Annotated in this window: 17 protein-coding genes; 4 read left to right on the top strand and 13 right to left on the bottom strand. The window is 70.6% G+C overall.

Features of this window, described 5'->3' with window-relative positions; all coding sequences use genetic code 11:
* Positions 1-37: 37 nt before the first annotated feature.
* On the top strand, positions 38-415 hold the full coding sequence (locus tag FDA94_RS04545; protein WP_062337713.1) for a DUF5319 domain-containing protein: 378 nt from the start codon (positions 38-40) through the stop codon (positions 413-415).
* Here the strand turns inward: FDA94_RS04545 and FDA94_RS38995 are convergent.
* From FDA94_RS38995 to groES, 4 genes are all read right to left on the bottom strand, one after another.
* The gene (locus tag FDA94_RS38995; protein ID WP_170990777.1) at positions 376-537 is read right to left on the bottom strand and encodes a hypothetical protein; all 162 of its coding nucleotides are present in this window, start codon (positions 535-537) and stop codon (positions 376-378) included. The two genes, FDA94_RS04545 and FDA94_RS38995, sit on opposite strands and share 40 nt — an antisense overlap.
* Positions 534-1,178: a sigma-70 family RNA polymerase sigma factor gene (locus tag FDA94_RS04540; RefSeq protein ID WP_137245816.1), complete on the bottom strand. Its 645-nt coding sequence runs from the start codon at positions 1,176-1,178 to the stop codon at positions 534-536. Before FDA94_RS04540 ends, FDA94_RS38995 begins: the two co-directional genes overlap by 4 nt.
* A 263-nt stretch (positions 1,179-1,441) precedes the next feature.
* Positions 1,442-3,064 carry a chaperonin GroEL gene (gene groL / locus FDA94_RS04535; RefSeq protein WP_137245726.1) on the bottom strand — a complete coding sequence of 541 codons (1,623 nt, stop codon included), beginning with the start codon at positions 3,062-3,064 and terminating at the stop codon, positions 1,442-1,444.
* Between the two features lie 61 nt (positions 3,065-3,125).
* Entirely contained in the window at positions 3,126-3,437 is a 312-nt protein-coding gene (gene groES / locus FDA94_RS04530) for a co-chaperone GroES (protein WP_062337716.1), read from the bottom strand.
* 259 nt (positions 3,438-3,696) lie between these two features.
* On the opposite strand from groES, the gene FDA94_RS04525 reads away from it, so the two are divergent.
* The 3 genes from FDA94_RS04525 to FDA94_RS04515 all read left to right on the top strand — a co-directional run bounded on the left by FDA94_RS04525 (position 3,697) and on the right by FDA94_RS04515 (position 7,324).
* Complete coding sequence (locus tag FDA94_RS04525; RefSeq protein WP_137245725.1) at positions 3,697-4,761, top strand: ricin-type beta-trefoil lectin domain protein; 1,065 nt, start codon at positions 3,697-3,699, stop codon at positions 4,759-4,761.
* 54 nt (positions 4,762-4,815) lie between these two features.
* Complete coding sequence (locus FDA94_RS04520) at positions 4,816-5,967, top strand: class I SAM-dependent methyltransferase (protein WP_137245724.1); 1,152 nt, start codon at positions 4,816-4,818, stop codon at positions 5,965-5,967.
* Between the two features lie 181 nt (positions 5,968-6,148).
* Positions 6,149-7,324 (top strand): hypothetical protein, encoded by a 1,176-nt coding sequence (locus tag FDA94_RS04515; protein WP_137245723.1) that lies wholly within the window; start codon positions 6,149-6,151, stop codon positions 7,322-7,324.
* A 62-nt stretch (positions 7,325-7,386) separates the two neighbouring features.
* On the opposite strand, the gene tsaD is transcribed toward FDA94_RS04515, so the two are convergent.
* The 9 genes from tsaD to FDA94_RS04470 all read right to left on the bottom strand — a co-directional run bounded on the left by tsaD (position 7,387) and on the right by FDA94_RS04470 (position 14,973).
* Positions 7,387-8,409: a tRNA (adenosine(37)-N6)-threonylcarbamoyltransferase complex transferase subunit TsaD gene (tsaD, locus tag FDA94_RS04510; protein ID WP_137245722.1), complete on the bottom strand. Its 1,023-nt coding sequence runs from the start codon at positions 8,407-8,409 to the stop codon at positions 7,387-7,389.
* Positions 8,402-8,833: a ribosomal protein S18-alanine N-acetyltransferase gene (gene rimI, locus FDA94_RS04505; protein ID WP_137245815.1), complete on the bottom strand. Its 432-nt coding sequence runs from the start codon at positions 8,831-8,833 to the stop codon at positions 8,402-8,404. The genes tsaD and rimI overlap by 8 nt, the downstream gene beginning before the upstream one ends.
* A 20-nt stretch (positions 8,834-8,853) precedes the next feature.
* Positions 8,854-9,555 carry a tRNA (adenosine(37)-N6)-threonylcarbamoyltransferase complex dimerization subunit type 1 TsaB gene (gene tsaB, locus FDA94_RS04500; protein ID WP_137245721.1) on the bottom strand — a complete coding sequence of 234 codons (702 nt, stop codon included), beginning with the start codon at positions 9,553-9,555 and terminating at the stop codon, positions 8,854-8,856.
* Between the two features lie 32 nt (positions 9,556-9,587).
* Complete coding sequence (locus FDA94_RS04495; protein ID WP_246059508.1) at positions 9,588-10,127, bottom strand: class F sortase; 540 nt, start codon at positions 10,125-10,127, stop codon at positions 9,588-9,590.
* A gap of 4 nt (positions 10,128-10,131) precedes the next feature.
* Complete coding sequence (locus FDA94_RS04490; protein ID WP_137245720.1) at positions 10,132-10,767, bottom strand: hypothetical protein; 636 nt, start codon at positions 10,765-10,767, stop codon at positions 10,132-10,134.
* Between the two features lie 117 nt (positions 10,768-10,884).
* A complete protein-coding gene (gene tsaE / locus FDA94_RS04485; RefSeq protein ID WP_137245813.1) occupies positions 10,885-11,313 on the bottom strand; it encodes a tRNA (adenosine(37)-N6)-threonylcarbamoyltransferase complex ATPase subunit type 1 TsaE in 429 nt (142 codons plus the stop codon).
* A gap of 26 nt (positions 11,314-11,339) precedes the next feature.
* Positions 11,340-12,392, bottom strand: a complete 1,053-nt coding sequence (locus FDA94_RS04480) for an alpha/beta fold hydrolase (RefSeq protein WP_137245719.1) — start codon at positions 12,390-12,392, stop codon at positions 11,340-11,342.
* The gene (gene alr, locus FDA94_RS04475) at positions 12,389-13,516 is read right to left on the bottom strand and encodes an alanine racemase (RefSeq protein ID WP_137245718.1); all 1,128 of its coding nucleotides are present in this window, start codon (positions 13,514-13,516) and stop codon (positions 12,389-12,391) included. The genes FDA94_RS04480 and alr overlap by 4 nt, the downstream gene beginning before the upstream one ends.
* Complete coding sequence (locus FDA94_RS04470; protein ID WP_137245717.1) at positions 13,513-14,973, bottom strand: NAD(P)H-hydrate dehydratase; 1,461 nt, start codon at positions 14,971-14,973, stop codon at positions 13,513-13,515. The genes alr and FDA94_RS04470 overlap by 4 nt, the downstream gene beginning before the upstream one ends.
* Between the last annotated feature and the right edge of the window lie 121 nt (positions 14,974-15,094).

Raw genomic sequence — 15,094 nt, 5'->3', positions numbered from 1 at the left:
AGCACACCGGGAGCGATGGGAGTCATATGGTGGTTACGTGCTGGAAGACGTCCCCCGCGACCCGTTCGCGGACGACCCCAACGACCCCGCCGTGGAGCTGGGCGAGCTCGACGACCCCGAGCCGCTCACGATGGCCGAGCGCGACGAGGCCCTGACCGACCTCGCCGACGTGGAGGTGTTCCGCTCCCTGCTCGAACCGCAGGGGGTGCTCGGTCTGGTGCTCGACTGCCCGGAATGTGGCGAACAGCACTACTTCGACTGGGACCTGCTCCGGGGCAACCTACGCCAGATGATCGACAACGGCCGACCCCAAGTCCACGAGCCCGCCTTCCAACCCGACCCCGCCGACTACGTCAGCTGGGAGTACGCCCGCGGCTACGTCGACGGCGTCATCGACACCGAAGAGAGCCGCTGAACTTCCTGAATGCTGTCAACATCGGCGATCAGGGCCTTCAGGACCAAGATCGCCGGATCGGCTGACCGCACCGCCTCGCGCCGGGCCAACGCGTCGAGCACGGCGTCAACGTCGATTGTCACGCAATCGACTCTAGCTCCGCCATCTGACGGAGCCGGGCAAGAGCGCGATGCTGGGCGACTCTGACCGCGCCCGGCGACATGCCGAGGACGTTGCCCGTCTCCTCCGCCGACAGCCCCGAGACCACCCGCAGGATCAGCAGCTCCCGCTGGTTGTCCGGTAGCCGCGACAGCAGCGCGCGGGCGTGTTCGGCCTCGATGTAGCGCACCACGGTCTCCTCGGGCCCGGGACCCTCGTCGGGCCCGTCGGGGAGATCCTGGGTCGGCACGGCCGAGCGCACCGAACTGCGCAGCGCGTCGGCGACCTTGTGAGAGGCGATGCCGAAGACGAACGACGCGAACGGGCGGCCCATGTCCCGATAACGCGGCAGCGCCGACAGCACCGCGATGCAGACCTCCTGGGCCACGTCGTCGGCGTTGTGATAATGCCCCGAAACCCTGCCAAGCCTGGCTCGGCAATAGCGCACGACCATCGGCCGCAGCTGCGTCAGCAGCCTCTCGATGGCGGTGCGGTCCCCTGTCACGGCCAGACTGGTCAGCTCCCTGAGGTCGGACTCCTCCGGCCTCACGTCGACTCTGGACCCAATCGCAAGCCTTACCCCAGTTGCGGCGTCGGCGACGCATCCCTCGGTCACGTTAGGCATGATGCCCGCCACACAGAGAACTGTCGTCATGGTGAACGGATACGGATTGGTCACATTGGGGCGGCGATAACCGCAAGTAATCGCACGAACACTCGACGGTTTTGGACATTTCAGCAATACGCGCAAATTGCTGTATTTTTGTCAGATGTTCTGACAGGTCAGACCCATTGGACGTTCTGACAAGTTGTCCGGTTGACAGCTTCTATATAGAACTACGGCCCCCACCCCGGAATGGGGTGAGGGCCGTAGAACTGCAACCGTTATTAGTGACCGTGCCCGTGGCCGTGACCCGAACCGCCGGCGGCGGGGGCCTCCTCCTCGGGCTTGTCGACGACGAGCGCCTCGGTGGTCAGCAGCATGCCGGCGATGGACGCGGCGTTCTGCACGGCCGACCGGGTGACCTTGACCGGGTCGATGACGCCCTGGGCGACCAGGTCGCCGTACTCGCCGGTGGCGGCGTTGAGGCCGTGGCCCACGGGGAGCTCGGTGACCTTGGAGGTCACGACGTAGCCCTCGAGGCCGGCGTTCTCGGCGATCCAGCGGGCCGGCTCGACCAGAGCCTTGCGGACGACGGCGACACCGGTCGCCTCGTCGCCCGTCAGGCCGAGGTTGTCGAGTTCGGCGGCCACGTGGACCAGCGCCGAGCCGCCGCCGGAGACGATGCCCTCTTCGATCGCGGCGCGGGTGGCCGAGATCGCGTCTTCCAGGCGGTGCTTCTTCTCCTTCAGCTCGACCTCGGTGGCCGCGCCGACCTTGAGCACGCACACGCCGCCCGACAGCTTCGCGAGACGCTCCTGGAGCTTCTCGCGGTCCCAGTCGGAGTCGGACTGCTCGATGGCGAGCTTGATCTCCTTGACGCGGTCGGCGATGGCCGAGCCCTCGCCGGCGCCGTCGACGATCGTCGTGGCGTCCTTGGTGATGACGACGCGCCGGGCGGTGCCGAGCACCTCCAGGCCGACGTGCTCCAGCTTGAGGCCGATCTCCTCGGAGACGACCTGCGCGCCGGTCAGGATCGCGATGTCCTGCAGCATGGCCTTGCGGCGGTCTCCGAAGCCGGGGGCCTTGACGGCGACCGAGGTGAAGGTGCCGCGGATCTTGTTGGTGACCAGGACGGCCAGGGCTTCGCCCTCGACGTCTTCGGCGATCACGAACAGGGCCTTCTTGGTCTGGGCGACCTTCTCCAGCAGGGGAAGGAAGTCGGCCAGGGAGGCGATCTTGCCCTGGGTCAGGAGGATGTAGGGGTCGTCGAGGACGGCCTCCATGCGCTCCTGGTCGGTGACCATGTAGGCCGAGAGGTAGCCCTTGTCGAACTGGAGACCCTCGGTGAACTCGAGCTCCAGGCCGAGAGCGTTGCTCTCCTCGACGGTGATGACACCGTCCTTGCCGACCTTGTCGAACGCCTCGGCGATCAGCTCGCCGATCTTGGCGTCCTGGGCGGAGATCGTCGCGACGTGGGCGATCTCCTTCTTGTCCTCGACGTGGCGCGCGGAGGCCAGCAGCTTCTCGCTGACGGCCTTGGCGGCCAGGTCGATGCCGCGCTTGAGGGACAGCGGCTGGGCGCCGGCGGCCACGTTGCGCAGGCCCTCGCGGACCATCGCCTGGGCCAGCACGGTCGCGGTGGTGGTGCCGTCACCGGCGACGTCGTTCGTCTTGGTGGCGACTTCCTTGGCGAGCTGGGCGCCCAGGTTCTCGTAAGGCTTGTCGAGCTCGACCTCGCGAGCGATGGTCACGCCGTCGTTGGTGATCGTCGGCGCGCCGAACTTCTTGTCGATGACCACGTTGCGGCCGCGCGGGCCGAGGGTCACCTTGACCGCGTCGGCGAGGGCGTTCACGCCACGCTCAAGAGCGCGGCGGGCGTCCTCGTCGAACGACAGGGTCTTGGGCATTACCAGTCCTCTCAGCGTCGAAGACCCCGGGCGCTCGTCGCGCCCGGGGTCTTCTCACGGCTTACTTCTCGATGATGGCGAGCACGTCACGGGCGGAGAGCACGAGGTACTCCTCGCCGCCGTACTTGACCTCGGTGCCGCCGTACTTGCTGTAGAGGACGACGTCGCCCTCACTGACGTCGAGCGGAACCCGCTTGCTGCCGGACTCGTCCCAGTTGCCGGGGCCAACCGCGAGGACCTTGCCCTCCTGGGGCTTCTCCTTCGCGGTGTCCGGGATGACCAGGCCGGAGGCGGTGGTCTGCTCGGCCTCAAGCGGCTGGACCACGATGCGGTCGCCGAGCGGCTTAACGGGAACCTTGGTGGCGGTCGTCACGATCGGACCTCCCCTTCAGATTGCGATGAATGAGCTGAAGAGGCGACCAGCGGCCTGCCGTCGCGGGTGTCAGACCTATCTGCGTCGCATTGGCACTCTCACTAGGCGAGTGCCAACACGACACAGTATGCACCTTCCCCGAGCACGTCAACACGAGCGCGACCACGTCCACCGCACTTCAGGCGAGTGTTGACAGTCAGTGGTCAGAGTCGTTCATTGATCTCGCCCTCGCTTGTGCCACCAATCGAAGGGATGGGCAATGCGCGCTTTGTTAACGGCCCTCACGGGCCTCCTGCTCACGGCGGGTCTCCTGACCACACCCGCCTACGCGGAGTCCAACGGCGGCGTCCGGATCATGCCGCTGGGCGACAGCATCACCGACGGGTTCAACGTCCCCGGCGGCTACCGCATCAATCTATGGCAGAGGCTGGTCCAGGCAGGTCACACGGCCGACTTCGTGGGCTCGGGGTTCAACGGCCCGGCGAGCCTGGGCGACCACGACCACGAGGGCCACTCGGGCTGGCGGATCGACCAGATCGACGCCCAGATCGTGGGCTGGCTGCAGGCCTACAGCCCCCGGACGATCCTGCTCCACATCGGCACCAACGACATGGGCCAGCAGTACCAGGTCTCCACGGCGCCCGCGCGGCTGTCGGCCCTGATCGACAAGATCCGGGCCAACGCCCCGCAGGTCGAACTGTTCGTCGCACAGATCACGCCGTCCGCCGATCCCTCCTTCAACGCCAGGATCCAGACCTTCAACGCCGCGATCCCCGGCATCGTGGCCTCGAAGGGCCCGCTGACCCACCTGGTCGACCAGAACACCGGCTTCACCACCGCCGACCTGGCCGACGGCCTCCACCCCAACCAGACCGGCTACGACAAGATGGCCGCCCGCTGGATGACCGCCCTCCAGGCGCACCCCGCGAGCCTCGTCTCGACCACGGTCAACCTGGCCAACGGCTCGAGCAACCGCTGCATGGACGTCAACGGCGCCAGCCAGGCCCAGGGCGCCCAGATCATCACCTGGGACTGCCACACCAACCCCAACCAGCGCTGGACCCCCACGGCCGCCGGCGAGTACCGGATCTACAACGGCACCCGCTGCCTGGACGTGAACGGCAACGGCGCCGCCAACGGCACCAAGATCCAGATCTGGCCCTGCAACGGCACCCCCGCCCAGCGCTTCACCCACAACGCCAACGGCTCGATCACGGCTGCGGGCTCCGGCAAGTGCCTCCACTCCACCGGCACCGGCAACGGCGCCCTGGTGGAACTCCGCGACTGCAACGGCACCACGGCCCAGCGCTGGACGGCCAGGTGACCTGACCGCCCGTCGCCGGTCCGCCGGGTGAGCGGCGGGCGCTAGCGTCTTCGTGTGGATCCGGAGAGCTTCGCCCGCCTGCTCACGCCCGACGGCCAGACGGCCCTGGCCGAGGCCTGCGCGGTGCTGGCCTCCGGCGCGAGCCAGATCGCGGCCGTGACCACGCTGCGCAGGCGCTTCGACGCCGGCCTGGTCGCCGCCGCGCTCACCCAGGCGGGGCTGCGCCGCCGCGCGGCCGCCAAGTTCGGCCCCGACGCCGACGTGATGTATTTCACCCCCCACGGCCTGGAGCAGGCCACCCGCCCCGAGGTCGCCGAACACCGCGCGAAACGGCTCGCGGGCCTGTCGGTGGCCGACGCCTGCTGCGGCATCGGCGGCGACCTGATCGCCCAGGCGAGGGCCGGCTGCGAGGTCGACGCCGTCGACCTCGACCCCCTGACGGTCGCCGTGGCGACGGCCAACACCGAGGCCCTGGGCGTACGCGCCCGGATCCGCGTCGCCGACGCCGCGAAGCTCGACCCGTCCGCCTACGACGCCCTGTTCGCCGACCCCGCCCGCAGAACCACGAAGGGCCGGGTCTTCGACCCCGCCGCCTACTCCCCCGCCTGGGACGTGATCCTCGACCTCATCGCCAAGGCGAGCCGGGCCTGCCTGAAGGTGGCCCCCGGCATCCCCTACGAGTACATCCCCGACGGCATGGAGGCCGAGTGGGTCTCCTACCGGGGCGAGGTCAAGGAGGCGGTCCTCTGGTCCGGCGCGGAGGGGCGGCGGGCGACCCTGCTGCCGTACGGCGAGACCATGACGGCGCGCGGCGTCGAGGCCGGCGTCGCCCCCATCGGCCGCTACCTCTACGAGCCCGACGGCGCGGCGGTCCGCGCCCACCTGGTCGGCGAGGTCGCCGAGATCGTCGGAGGCTCGCTGATCGACCCCCAGATCGCCTACCTGACCGCCGACGACCACGTGCCCACGCCGTGGGCGGCGGCCTATCGGGTCGAGGAGGTCATGCCCTTCTCGCTGAAGCGGCTCAGGGCCGCGCTGCGGGAGCGGAAGGTCGGCGCGGTCACGATCAAGAAGCGCGGTTCCGCGGTCGACGTGGAGAAGCTCCGTCACGATCTGCGACTGTCCGGAGAGGGGTCGGCGGTGGTCGTCCTGACCCGTCTCGGCACCCGTCCGGTGGCCGTGCTGGCCACGGAAATGGGCAGGTAAAGCCGCCAGTTCGGGCAATCCATCGGGAACCCCGATGTTTCCCTGTCCCCGGGAAAGTGGCAGCGCCGAGGGTTATCGTTCGGTGACATTACGTGTTCACGTCTTCCTCTTGATCCGGAGCTTCTCGGTGGAAAACCACACCCTCCTTCAAGCGGGCAGTCAGGCCGCAGTGTCCGACCGGATGCGCGAGCTACTGGCCCGCGCGGCCCAGGACCATGTCTACGAGCAGCGCACCCAGGGCGCGGTGCTCGACGAGATCCGCCAGCGCATGGAGGGCATGGAATGGCTGCTCCGCGAGGTCCGCGAGCGCGAGCTCGGGGGCATCAGCGCGACCATGGAGGCGGTCGGCGGCCGCCTCGACGACCTGACCGGCCGCCCGCCCGCCTGGGCCGAGAGCCTGGCCCAGCACATCGAGATGGTCCGTGACCACGTCGACACCGTCGGCGAGAAGGTCACCCCCATCGGCGAACTCCCCAGCCTGTGGGCCGACGTCGGCACCATGGGCGAGAGCGTCGAGGAGTCACTCACGCGGCTGGCCTCGGTCACCGACCGTCTCACCCAGATGCAGGCGAGCATGGAGGCGGCCGCCGCCCGCTTCAGCCGCATCGACAAGGCCGTCACCGACCTCACCGAACGCCTCGACCGCATGGAGGCCGACTTCACCGAGTCCCTCACCACGGGCCTCGACAACGTGGTCACCCGCCTGACCGCGACCCTCGACCAGATCGCCACCCGCATCTCCGGCGTCGAGGGCCAGCAGTCGGCCAGCAACGCCCGCCTGAGCGCCATCAGCGAGGCCCAGTCGGGTGCCAAGGCCCAGTTCCACGCCCTGGAGGGCCAGGTCGCCGGGGTGACCGCCCGCCTCGACCGCATCGACGCCCGCATCGAGACGGCCGACGAGTGCCTGGCCGACATCGACACCCGCGTGACGGGCGTCGAGGCCAAGCTCACCGAGAACGGCGAGAAGCTCGACGGCACCGACCGCGCCGTCAGCGCCCTCGACGAGCGCCTGGGCGCCTGCGTGGGCGACTCGGAGACCCGCCTGACGTCCAAAGTCGAGGCCCTGGAAGAACAGCTCGGCGAGCGCTTCGACGGCGTCGACGACCGCGTCGAGTCGATCAACCAGCGGCTCGGCCAGCTCCCCGCGACCCTGGAGATCGGCGAACTCCACCGCCTGGTCGGCGAGATCGGCCCCCTGGTCGAGACCCGCCCCGACCGTGAGGCGGTCCGCGAGGCCCTGTCGACCACGGTGGAGCCCGCCCACACCGATCTGACCCGGAGGCTGGGGGCGCTGGAGGAGACGATGCTGGCGCTGGCTGAGGCCCTCCTGAGGCCCACCAGGGGCTCCAAGGACTGAACCTCCACACACGAGAAAGGGCCGGGCCACTTCGGTGGCCGGCCCTTTCCGTTTCTGTACGTTCAGACGCTGACGGTCGTGATGGGCATCGACGAGTCGGCCGGGATATCGAGCAGCGAGGGCGCCGCCCCGGCCGCGACCAGGTTGGACCCCAGCGCCGCGACCATCGCCCCGTTGTCGGTGCACAGCCCCGGCCGGGGCACCCGCAGCCGGACCCCGGCCGCGTCGCACCGCTCCTGGGCCAGCGCCCGCAGCCGCGAGTTGGCCGCCACGCCGCCGCCGATCAGCAGGTCTTCCACGCCGTGCGCGCGGCACGCCTGGAGCGCCTTCCTGGTCAGCACGTCGACCACGGCCTCCTGGAACGAGGCCGCCACGTCGGAGACCGACACGGAGTCGCCCTGCTTCTCCACATAGCGGGCCACGGCCGTCTTCAGGCCGGAGAACGAGAAGTCGAGCGTTCCGTCGTCGACCTTGCCCCGGGGGAACGGGATCGCGTCGCCGCGCCCCTCGCGGGCGGCCCGGTCGATGTGGGGCCCGCCGGGGAACGGCAGGCCCAGCACCCGCGCGACCTTGTCGAACGCCTCGCCGGCGGCGTCGTCGACGGTCGACCCGAGTGAGATCACTTCCCGGGTGACGTCGGGCACCAGCAGCAGCGAGGAGTGGCCGCCCGACACCAGCAGGGCCATGCACGGCTCGGGCAGCGGGCCGTGTTCGAGCTGGTCGACCGCCACGTGGGCGGCGAGGTGGTTGACGCCGTAGAGGGGGACGCCGAGGCCGACCGAGTAGGCCTTGGCGGCGGCCACGCCGACCAGCAGCGCGCCGGCCAGGCCGGGCCCCGCCGTGACGGCGATGGCGTCGATGTCGGAGAACTTCAGGCCCGCCTTGGCCAGGGCGCTGTCGACCGTGGGGGCCATCGCGTCGAGGTGGGCGCGGGAGGCCACCTCGGGGACGACTCCGCCGAAGCGGGCGTGTTCGTCCATGCTGGAGGCGATCGTGTCGGCCAGCAGGGTGTGGCCGCGCACGATGCCGACGCCCGTCTCATCGCAGGACGTCTCGATTCCCAGGACGATCGGCTCGTCAGCCATCGAGTTTCCTCACCATCGTGATCGCGTCGGTTCCGTCGTCGTAGTAGCCCCGCCGGAGGCCGAGCTGCTGGAAGCCGAACCGTTCGTACATGGCCTGGGCGGGCGCGTTGTCGGCCCGGACCTCGAGGAAGACCGCGGAGGCCCCCCTGCGGCCGGCCTCGTCGAGCAGGGCGTTGAGCATCAGGGCGCCGACCCCGGCCCGCCGGTGTTCGGCGAGGACCGCGATGGTCTGCACGTCGCCCTGGTCGCCCGCCACCGCCAGGCCGGCGTAGCCGACGATCCGGCCGTCGCGCTCGGCCACGATGTAGTGGCGGGTGCGGGGCTGGTCGGCGAGCTCGCCGAGCATCATGCGCTCGCTCCACGCGTCGGCCGGGAAGGTGGCGCGTTCGAGCTCCATGACGGCCGGCAGGTCGTCGACGCCCATGCCGCGCAGCGTCACGACGCTCACGCCGTCACCTTCTTGGGCGCCCCCGGGATCTGCGCGTCGGGCCGCCGCAGGTAGATCGGCACGGGCGGGCCGAGAATCGCCCGGTTCTGGGCGGCCTCGACCGAGTCGATGCGCCCCTCGGGCAGCTTGGCCGCCGCGGCGGCCTCCTCGGGCGACAACCGGGCCAGCTCGACGGCGGCCAGCGCGGCCAGCGAGCCGGCCGACGGGTGTTCGGGGCCGGTCACTCCGTCGAGGTAGAGCCGGGCGCCCACGACCGTGCCCTGCGCGGGCACGTCGGCCGGCTTGTCGACCCGGGGGCCGTCGAGCCGGGTCGAGCCGTCGGCGTAGGTCGCCCAGAAGAGTTCCTTGCGGCGCGCGTCGGTGATCACCGTGAACGGGCCGGGCACGTCGGCGGCGTAGGCGATGGCGTCGAGGGTGCAGATGCCGTAGGCGGGCACCCCGAGCGTCGTCGACAGCGCCCGCGCCGTGATCAGGCCGACCCGCAGCCCGGTGTAGGGCCCGGGACCGGCCCCTGCGACGACGGCGGTGACGTCGTGGACGGTCACGCCCGCCTCGCGCAGGACGGTCTCGATCGCCGGCGCGAGCAATTCCCCGTGGCGCCGGGCGTCGATGGTGGTGGATTCCGCCAGCACGCGTGTTCCGTCGTGCACCGCGGCGGTCACGGCAGGGGTCGCCGTGTCGAAGGCCAGGACCAGCACAAAAAGCAAGCCTAGCCCTACAGGGCGTGTGCTCAGGCGCGGGATGCGTACACGATGACGTTGTCCTTGTACTCGTGGGCGTCCCAGTCGAACTGGCCCCCGCAGGTGATCAGGCGCAGGCCCTCGCCGAGGTAGACCTTCTCGGCGGGGAACGCGTGCTTGGGGATCTGCTCGATCGCGTCGACCTTGTAGGCGACCGTCTTCCCGTCAGACCTGACGACCTTGACGGCCGCGCCCTTCTTCAGCTCCCGGAGCCGGTAGAAGACGGCGGGCGCGGTCTTGGTGTCGACGTGCCCGATGATCACGGCCGCGCCCTTGTCGCCGGGGACGGAGCTGCCCTCGTACCACCCGGCGATCTTCGGTTTCTCGTACGGCGGCAGCTCGACCTCCCCGTCGCCGGTGAGGCCGAGCTTGATCAGCGGTGCCTTCATCTGCAGCACGGGGATGTCGATGCGTTCGGGCACCGCGCTGCTGCGCGCGCCCTCGACCTCGGCCGTGTCGGGCTTGGTCATCGCGAACAGGACGAACCCCGAGACGATCGCCGCGACGACCATCCGGGTGGAGACGGCCAAGGCGTCAGCCCCGGGCGCGCCTGCGGGCCACCGCGATGCCGAGACCGGCCGCCGCCAGCAGCCCGATGGCGAACGGAGTGACCGGGATGCCCGACTCGTCGGCCGGACCGCCGGCCGCCGTGCCGCCGCCCCCGGCGCCGGGCGCCTTGGTCGGGAAGCGGGTCTCGTCGGCGGTGTTGCCGCTGCGGAGCACCTGCAGGCGGGCGTTGCCGATGTCGTTGGTGGCCGAGCAGCGGACCTCGACGCGGTAGCCGCCGGCCTTCGCGCTGGCCTTGAGCACGGCCACGCCGGTCAGCCGGGGCGCGGGGGCCGCGGACGGCGCGGGCGTCTGGGCCGCGGGGGCCAGCAGGCTCACGATCCCGGTGAACGCGTCGGAATGGGCGCTGGCCTGGTAGCTGGTGCCCGGCAGCGCGGGCGGGCAGTAGGCGGTGATCCGGACGTTGCGGGACTGCCCACCCTGGATCTCGTCGGGGTTGAGCACCACCCGGACCTCCTGCCGGGGCGGGACGGTCGCGGTGACCGTCGGCACCGGCGGTGTCACCGTGATGGACGGTTCGGGGACGATGCCCGCCTCGGCGGAACATCCGGCGACCCCGAGCAGCACCACCCCGGCCAAAGCGGCCTTCGATAACGCGTTCATCGGCCCCACCCCTCCCACCGCCGACCATTACCCAGAAAATCTAGGCCAATCCATGAGGAAAGATCTTCATTTTCTAACGAATCGGCGGCGGTGTGGAAGGCTCCAAGCGGGACGGTACTAGATCGTCCCTACAGGAATTTCGGACCAACGACTGCCAACACCCCGTAGCAGGACATACCTACTCTCATCGGTGTCGTCCCGGTCAATCACGATCTCGAGTCGCTCGTCCGACAGACCCTCGACGAGACCCTCGCCCCACTCGACCACGGTGACCGAGTCGGCGAGCGAGGCGTCGAGGTCGAGGTCGTCGACCTCCAGCGTGCCGCCCAGGCGGTAGGCGTCGGCGTGGACGAGGGCCGGACCCCCGGACAGCGACGGATGCACCCGGGCGATCACGAAGGTGGGAGAGGTGATCGGGCCGCGCACCTTCAGGCCCTCGCCTATCCCCTGGGTGAGAGTCGTCTTCCCGGCTCCCAGCGGGCCGGTCAGCACGACCAGATCGCCCGCCCGCAGCAGCCCGGCGATCTTCACGCCGAGCGCGCGCATGTCCTCGGCCGTGGCCGCAGGCTCCTTCACCTGTCCCCCCGTTCCGCCCGTTCGATCAGGTCGATCAGGGCATCGTTCACGATTCCCGGACACTCGAGCTGCACCAGGTGGGAACTGTCGGTCACCATGGTCAGCGTCGCCGTCGGCACGGCCGCCGCGATCGCCCTGCTGTGCTCGGGCGGGGTCAGCCAGTCGCGGTCGCCGACGATGATCGACGTGGGCACCTTGTTCAGCACGTCGAGCGCCTTCAGCTTGTCATGTGACATGAGCGCCGGGTAGAAACCGGCGATCACGTCGGCGGGCGTGGCCCGGATCATCGACTCGGCGAAGTCGACCAGGGTCGGACTGACCCGGCTGGAGTCGCCGAACCCGAGATGGCGCAGCAGCAGGAACGAGATGTCGTTCCCGGCCTGCCGCCCCCGATCGACCAGCGCCGCCTTCTTCTTCATCACGGCGACGGCGGTGGGAGTGGCCTTGTGGACCAGCTTGGCCACCAGAGCGGGCATGCCGAGGCTGAGCTCGGCCAGCTTGCCCGCGGAGGTCGAGATGAGCGCGACCCCCTTGATCTTGTCGCCGAACAGCTCGGGCCGGCGGTCGGCCAGCGCCATGATCGTCATGCCGCCCATCGAGTGGCCGACCAGCACGCACGGCCCCGGCACCAGGTCGTCGATCACCTGGGCGAGGTCCTCGCCAAGCCGGTCGATCGACTGGTCGACGTCGAGCACCCGCTCCGACAGGCCGTGGCAGCGCTGGTCCCAGACGACCACGCGGTACTTCTCGCGCAGCAGCCGCCACTGGTAGTGCCAGGAGTCGGAGGTCAGGCAGTAGCCGTGGCAGAGCACGACGGTCAGCGGGGCGTCGGGCGGCCCGTCGACCTCGGCGGCGAGGGTGAGGTTGTCGGAGGTGACGACCCGGGCGGTCGTGCCGTGGAGTTCACCGAAGGGTTCGCTGGCCTCCAGGTCGGGCCGGAGCCGGATGCGGCCCACGGCGTAGCGCTTGGCCAGGGCGGCCACCGCCACCCCCGCGGAGGCCGCGCCGACCACGATCCCCGCGATGCCGGCTGTGCGCCGTACTGTCATTCCCGATCTCCTTGCCGCACGTGCACACGTGGCACCCGGGTGCCGATCCTGGTCACGATCTCATGAGTGATCGTGCCGAGGGAATCAGCCCATTCCTGACATGTGGGTTCATTTCTATCGCCTGGGCCGAAAAGGACAACTTCGTCCCCTTCTGTGGCGGGGTGGTCGCCCAGGTCGATGGTGAACTGATCCATGCAGACGCGTCCGGCGATGGTGAAGCGTTGGTCGTTGACGAGGACTTGGGCACGGTTGGTGGCGTTTCGCATGATTCCGTCCGCGTACCCGAGCGGAACCAGGCCAAGCGTGGTCTCTCTGTCGGTGGTGTAGAGGTGGCCGTAGGAGACGCCCGTGCCCTTAGGGACCCTCTTGACCAGGGCGAGCCTGGCGGTGAGGGTCATCGCGGGCCGCAGGCCGAAGTCGCCCATCTCGGGGATCGGGCTCAGCCCGTAGAGGGCGATGCCGGGCCTGACCAGGTCGTAGCGGGCCTGCGGCAGCGTGAGGAGGGCGGCCGAGTTGGCGATGTGCCGCCGGACGCCCGGCAGGATCCCGGCCGCCTCGTCGAAGGCGGCCAGCTGCCGGTCGATGGACGGGTGACCGGGGATGTCGGCGCAGGCGAAGTGCGACCAGACCCCGTCGACCACGATCACGCCCTCGGCCTGGGCCTTCAGCGCCGCGTCGACCAGGTCGGGCCACGCCTCGGCGGTGGCCCCGCCCCGGGAGATGCCCGTGTCGACCTTGAGGTGGACGTTCACCGTTCTTCCGGTACGCCGCACCGCGGCCGCGATCTCGTCGACCAGCCACGGCGCTCCGGCCGACAGGTCGACGCCCTTGGCCACGGCCTCGTCGAGCGGCTCCCCCGGCGGGATCAGCCAGGCCAGCACCGGCGCCGTGATCCCGGCGTCTCTGAGCGCGACGGCCTCGCGGACCGTGGCGACGCCCAGCCCGGTCGCCCCGCCCTCCAGGGCCGCCCGCGCGCTCGGCACCAGGCCGTGGCCGTAGGCGTCGGCCTTGACGGCCGCCATCATCTCGGCCCCGCCGGCGGCCTCCTTGAGGAGGGCGGCGTTGTGACGGATGGCCGAAAGGTCGACCCTGGCCTCGGCAGGAGTGACGAAGCTGCTGCTCATGCATCCATATTTGCAGCCGTCCGGAGGTGCCGGATCACATCCGGCAACGAGACGGCCACATCGAGTGCGGCGATCGGCGCGCCCTCGGCGGCCTTCCGGGCGGCCAGGCCGTGGAGAAAAGCGGCCACGCTGCCGGCGTCGTAGGGGGCCAGCCCGGCGGCCAGCAGCGTCCCCGAGATGCCCGACAGGACGTCGCCGGTCCCCGCCGTGGCCAGCCAGGAGGTCCCGGTCGTGTTCACCCTGACCGGCCGGCCCTGTTCGGCGACCACCGTGGTCGAGCCCTTGAGCAGCACGGTCACCTGGAGCTCCTCGACCGCCCTGCGGACGTGCTCGATCCGTCGGGCCTCGATGTCCTTCGGGTCGACGCCCAGGAGCCTGCCCAGCTCACCGGCGTGCGGAGTGATCAGCGTGGGAGCCTGGCGGTGCAGCAGCTTGGGGTTCTTGGAGACGATGGTGAGCGCGTCGGCGTCCACGATCACCGGCAGGTCGGTGCCGAGCACCTCGGCGGCGATCCGCCGGGCCCGCTCGTCGGTCCCCATGCCGGGCCCGAGCACCCAGGCCTGGACCCGCCCGACCTCCTCGACCGGGTCCTCCTTCAGCAGGGTCGTGACCGCCTCGGGCCACCGGGCCCTGACCTGGTGGACGGCGTCCTCCGGCCCGGCGAACCGGACCATCCCCGCCCCTGCCCTGACGGCCCCGCCGACGGCGAGCACGGCCGCCCCCGCGAACCGGTCGCTCCCCGCCAGGACCCCGACGACGCCCCGCCGGTACTTGTCCGACTCGATCCCCGGCACCGGCAGCAGCCCGGCCACGTCCGCGGCGGTCAGCGCGGTGATCTCCGGCTCGGGCAGGTGGGCCGTCAGCCCGATGTCGACCAGTTCGACGATCCCGGCCCGCTCGGCCCCCGGGTCGACGAGCAACCCGGCCTTCCGGGCCCCGAACGTGACGGTGACCTGCGCCTTCACGGCCTCCCCCGCCACCTCGCCGGTGCTGGAGTCCACCCCGCTCGGTACGTCGACCGCCACCACCAGGGCCCCCGACTCGGCGGCGATCCGGGCGAGCGTGGCATAGGGCTCCCGCAGGCCGCCCTTACCGCCGATGCCGAGCAGCCCGTCGAGGATCAGGTCGGGCGCGCCGACCTCGCCCGCCTCGATCACCCGCCCGCCGGCCCGCTTGAGCGCCTCCAGCCCGCCCTCATGGGTCCTGCTCCCCGCGAGCACCGCCTCGACACGGGCCCCCCGCGCGGCGAGCCGTGCCCCGGCGTAGAGCGTGTCTCCGCCGTTGTCCCCGCCTCCGACGAGCAGGACGACCCGGGACCCGTAGACACCGGGCAGCAGCCGCGCACAGACGGCGGCCAGGCCGGCGGCGGCCCGCTGCATGAGCTCGCCGTCGGGCACGAGGGCCATCAGAGCGTGCTCGGCCTGCCTGACCTGATCGCTGGTGAAAGCAGTCCACATAGTGACGACGCTATCCCGCCGTCGCGGCGCTTCGCCTCGGCGGCCGAGGAGCGCTGGTCGGCCGCCTGCCGGCCGGGGCGGCGGTCAGTGCCGGGGTGGGCGGAGCCGTAACGGAGCAGAA

Origin of the sequence: Herbidospora galbida (genome assembly GCF_005233835.1) — a bacterium.
GTDB classification, from domain to species: domain Bacteria; phylum Actinomycetota; class Actinomycetes; order Streptosporangiales; family Streptosporangiaceae; genus Herbidospora; species Herbidospora galbida.
Note: the sequence above shows the minus strand (reverse complement) of the source record. Positions and strands in the feature narration are given on the sequence as shown.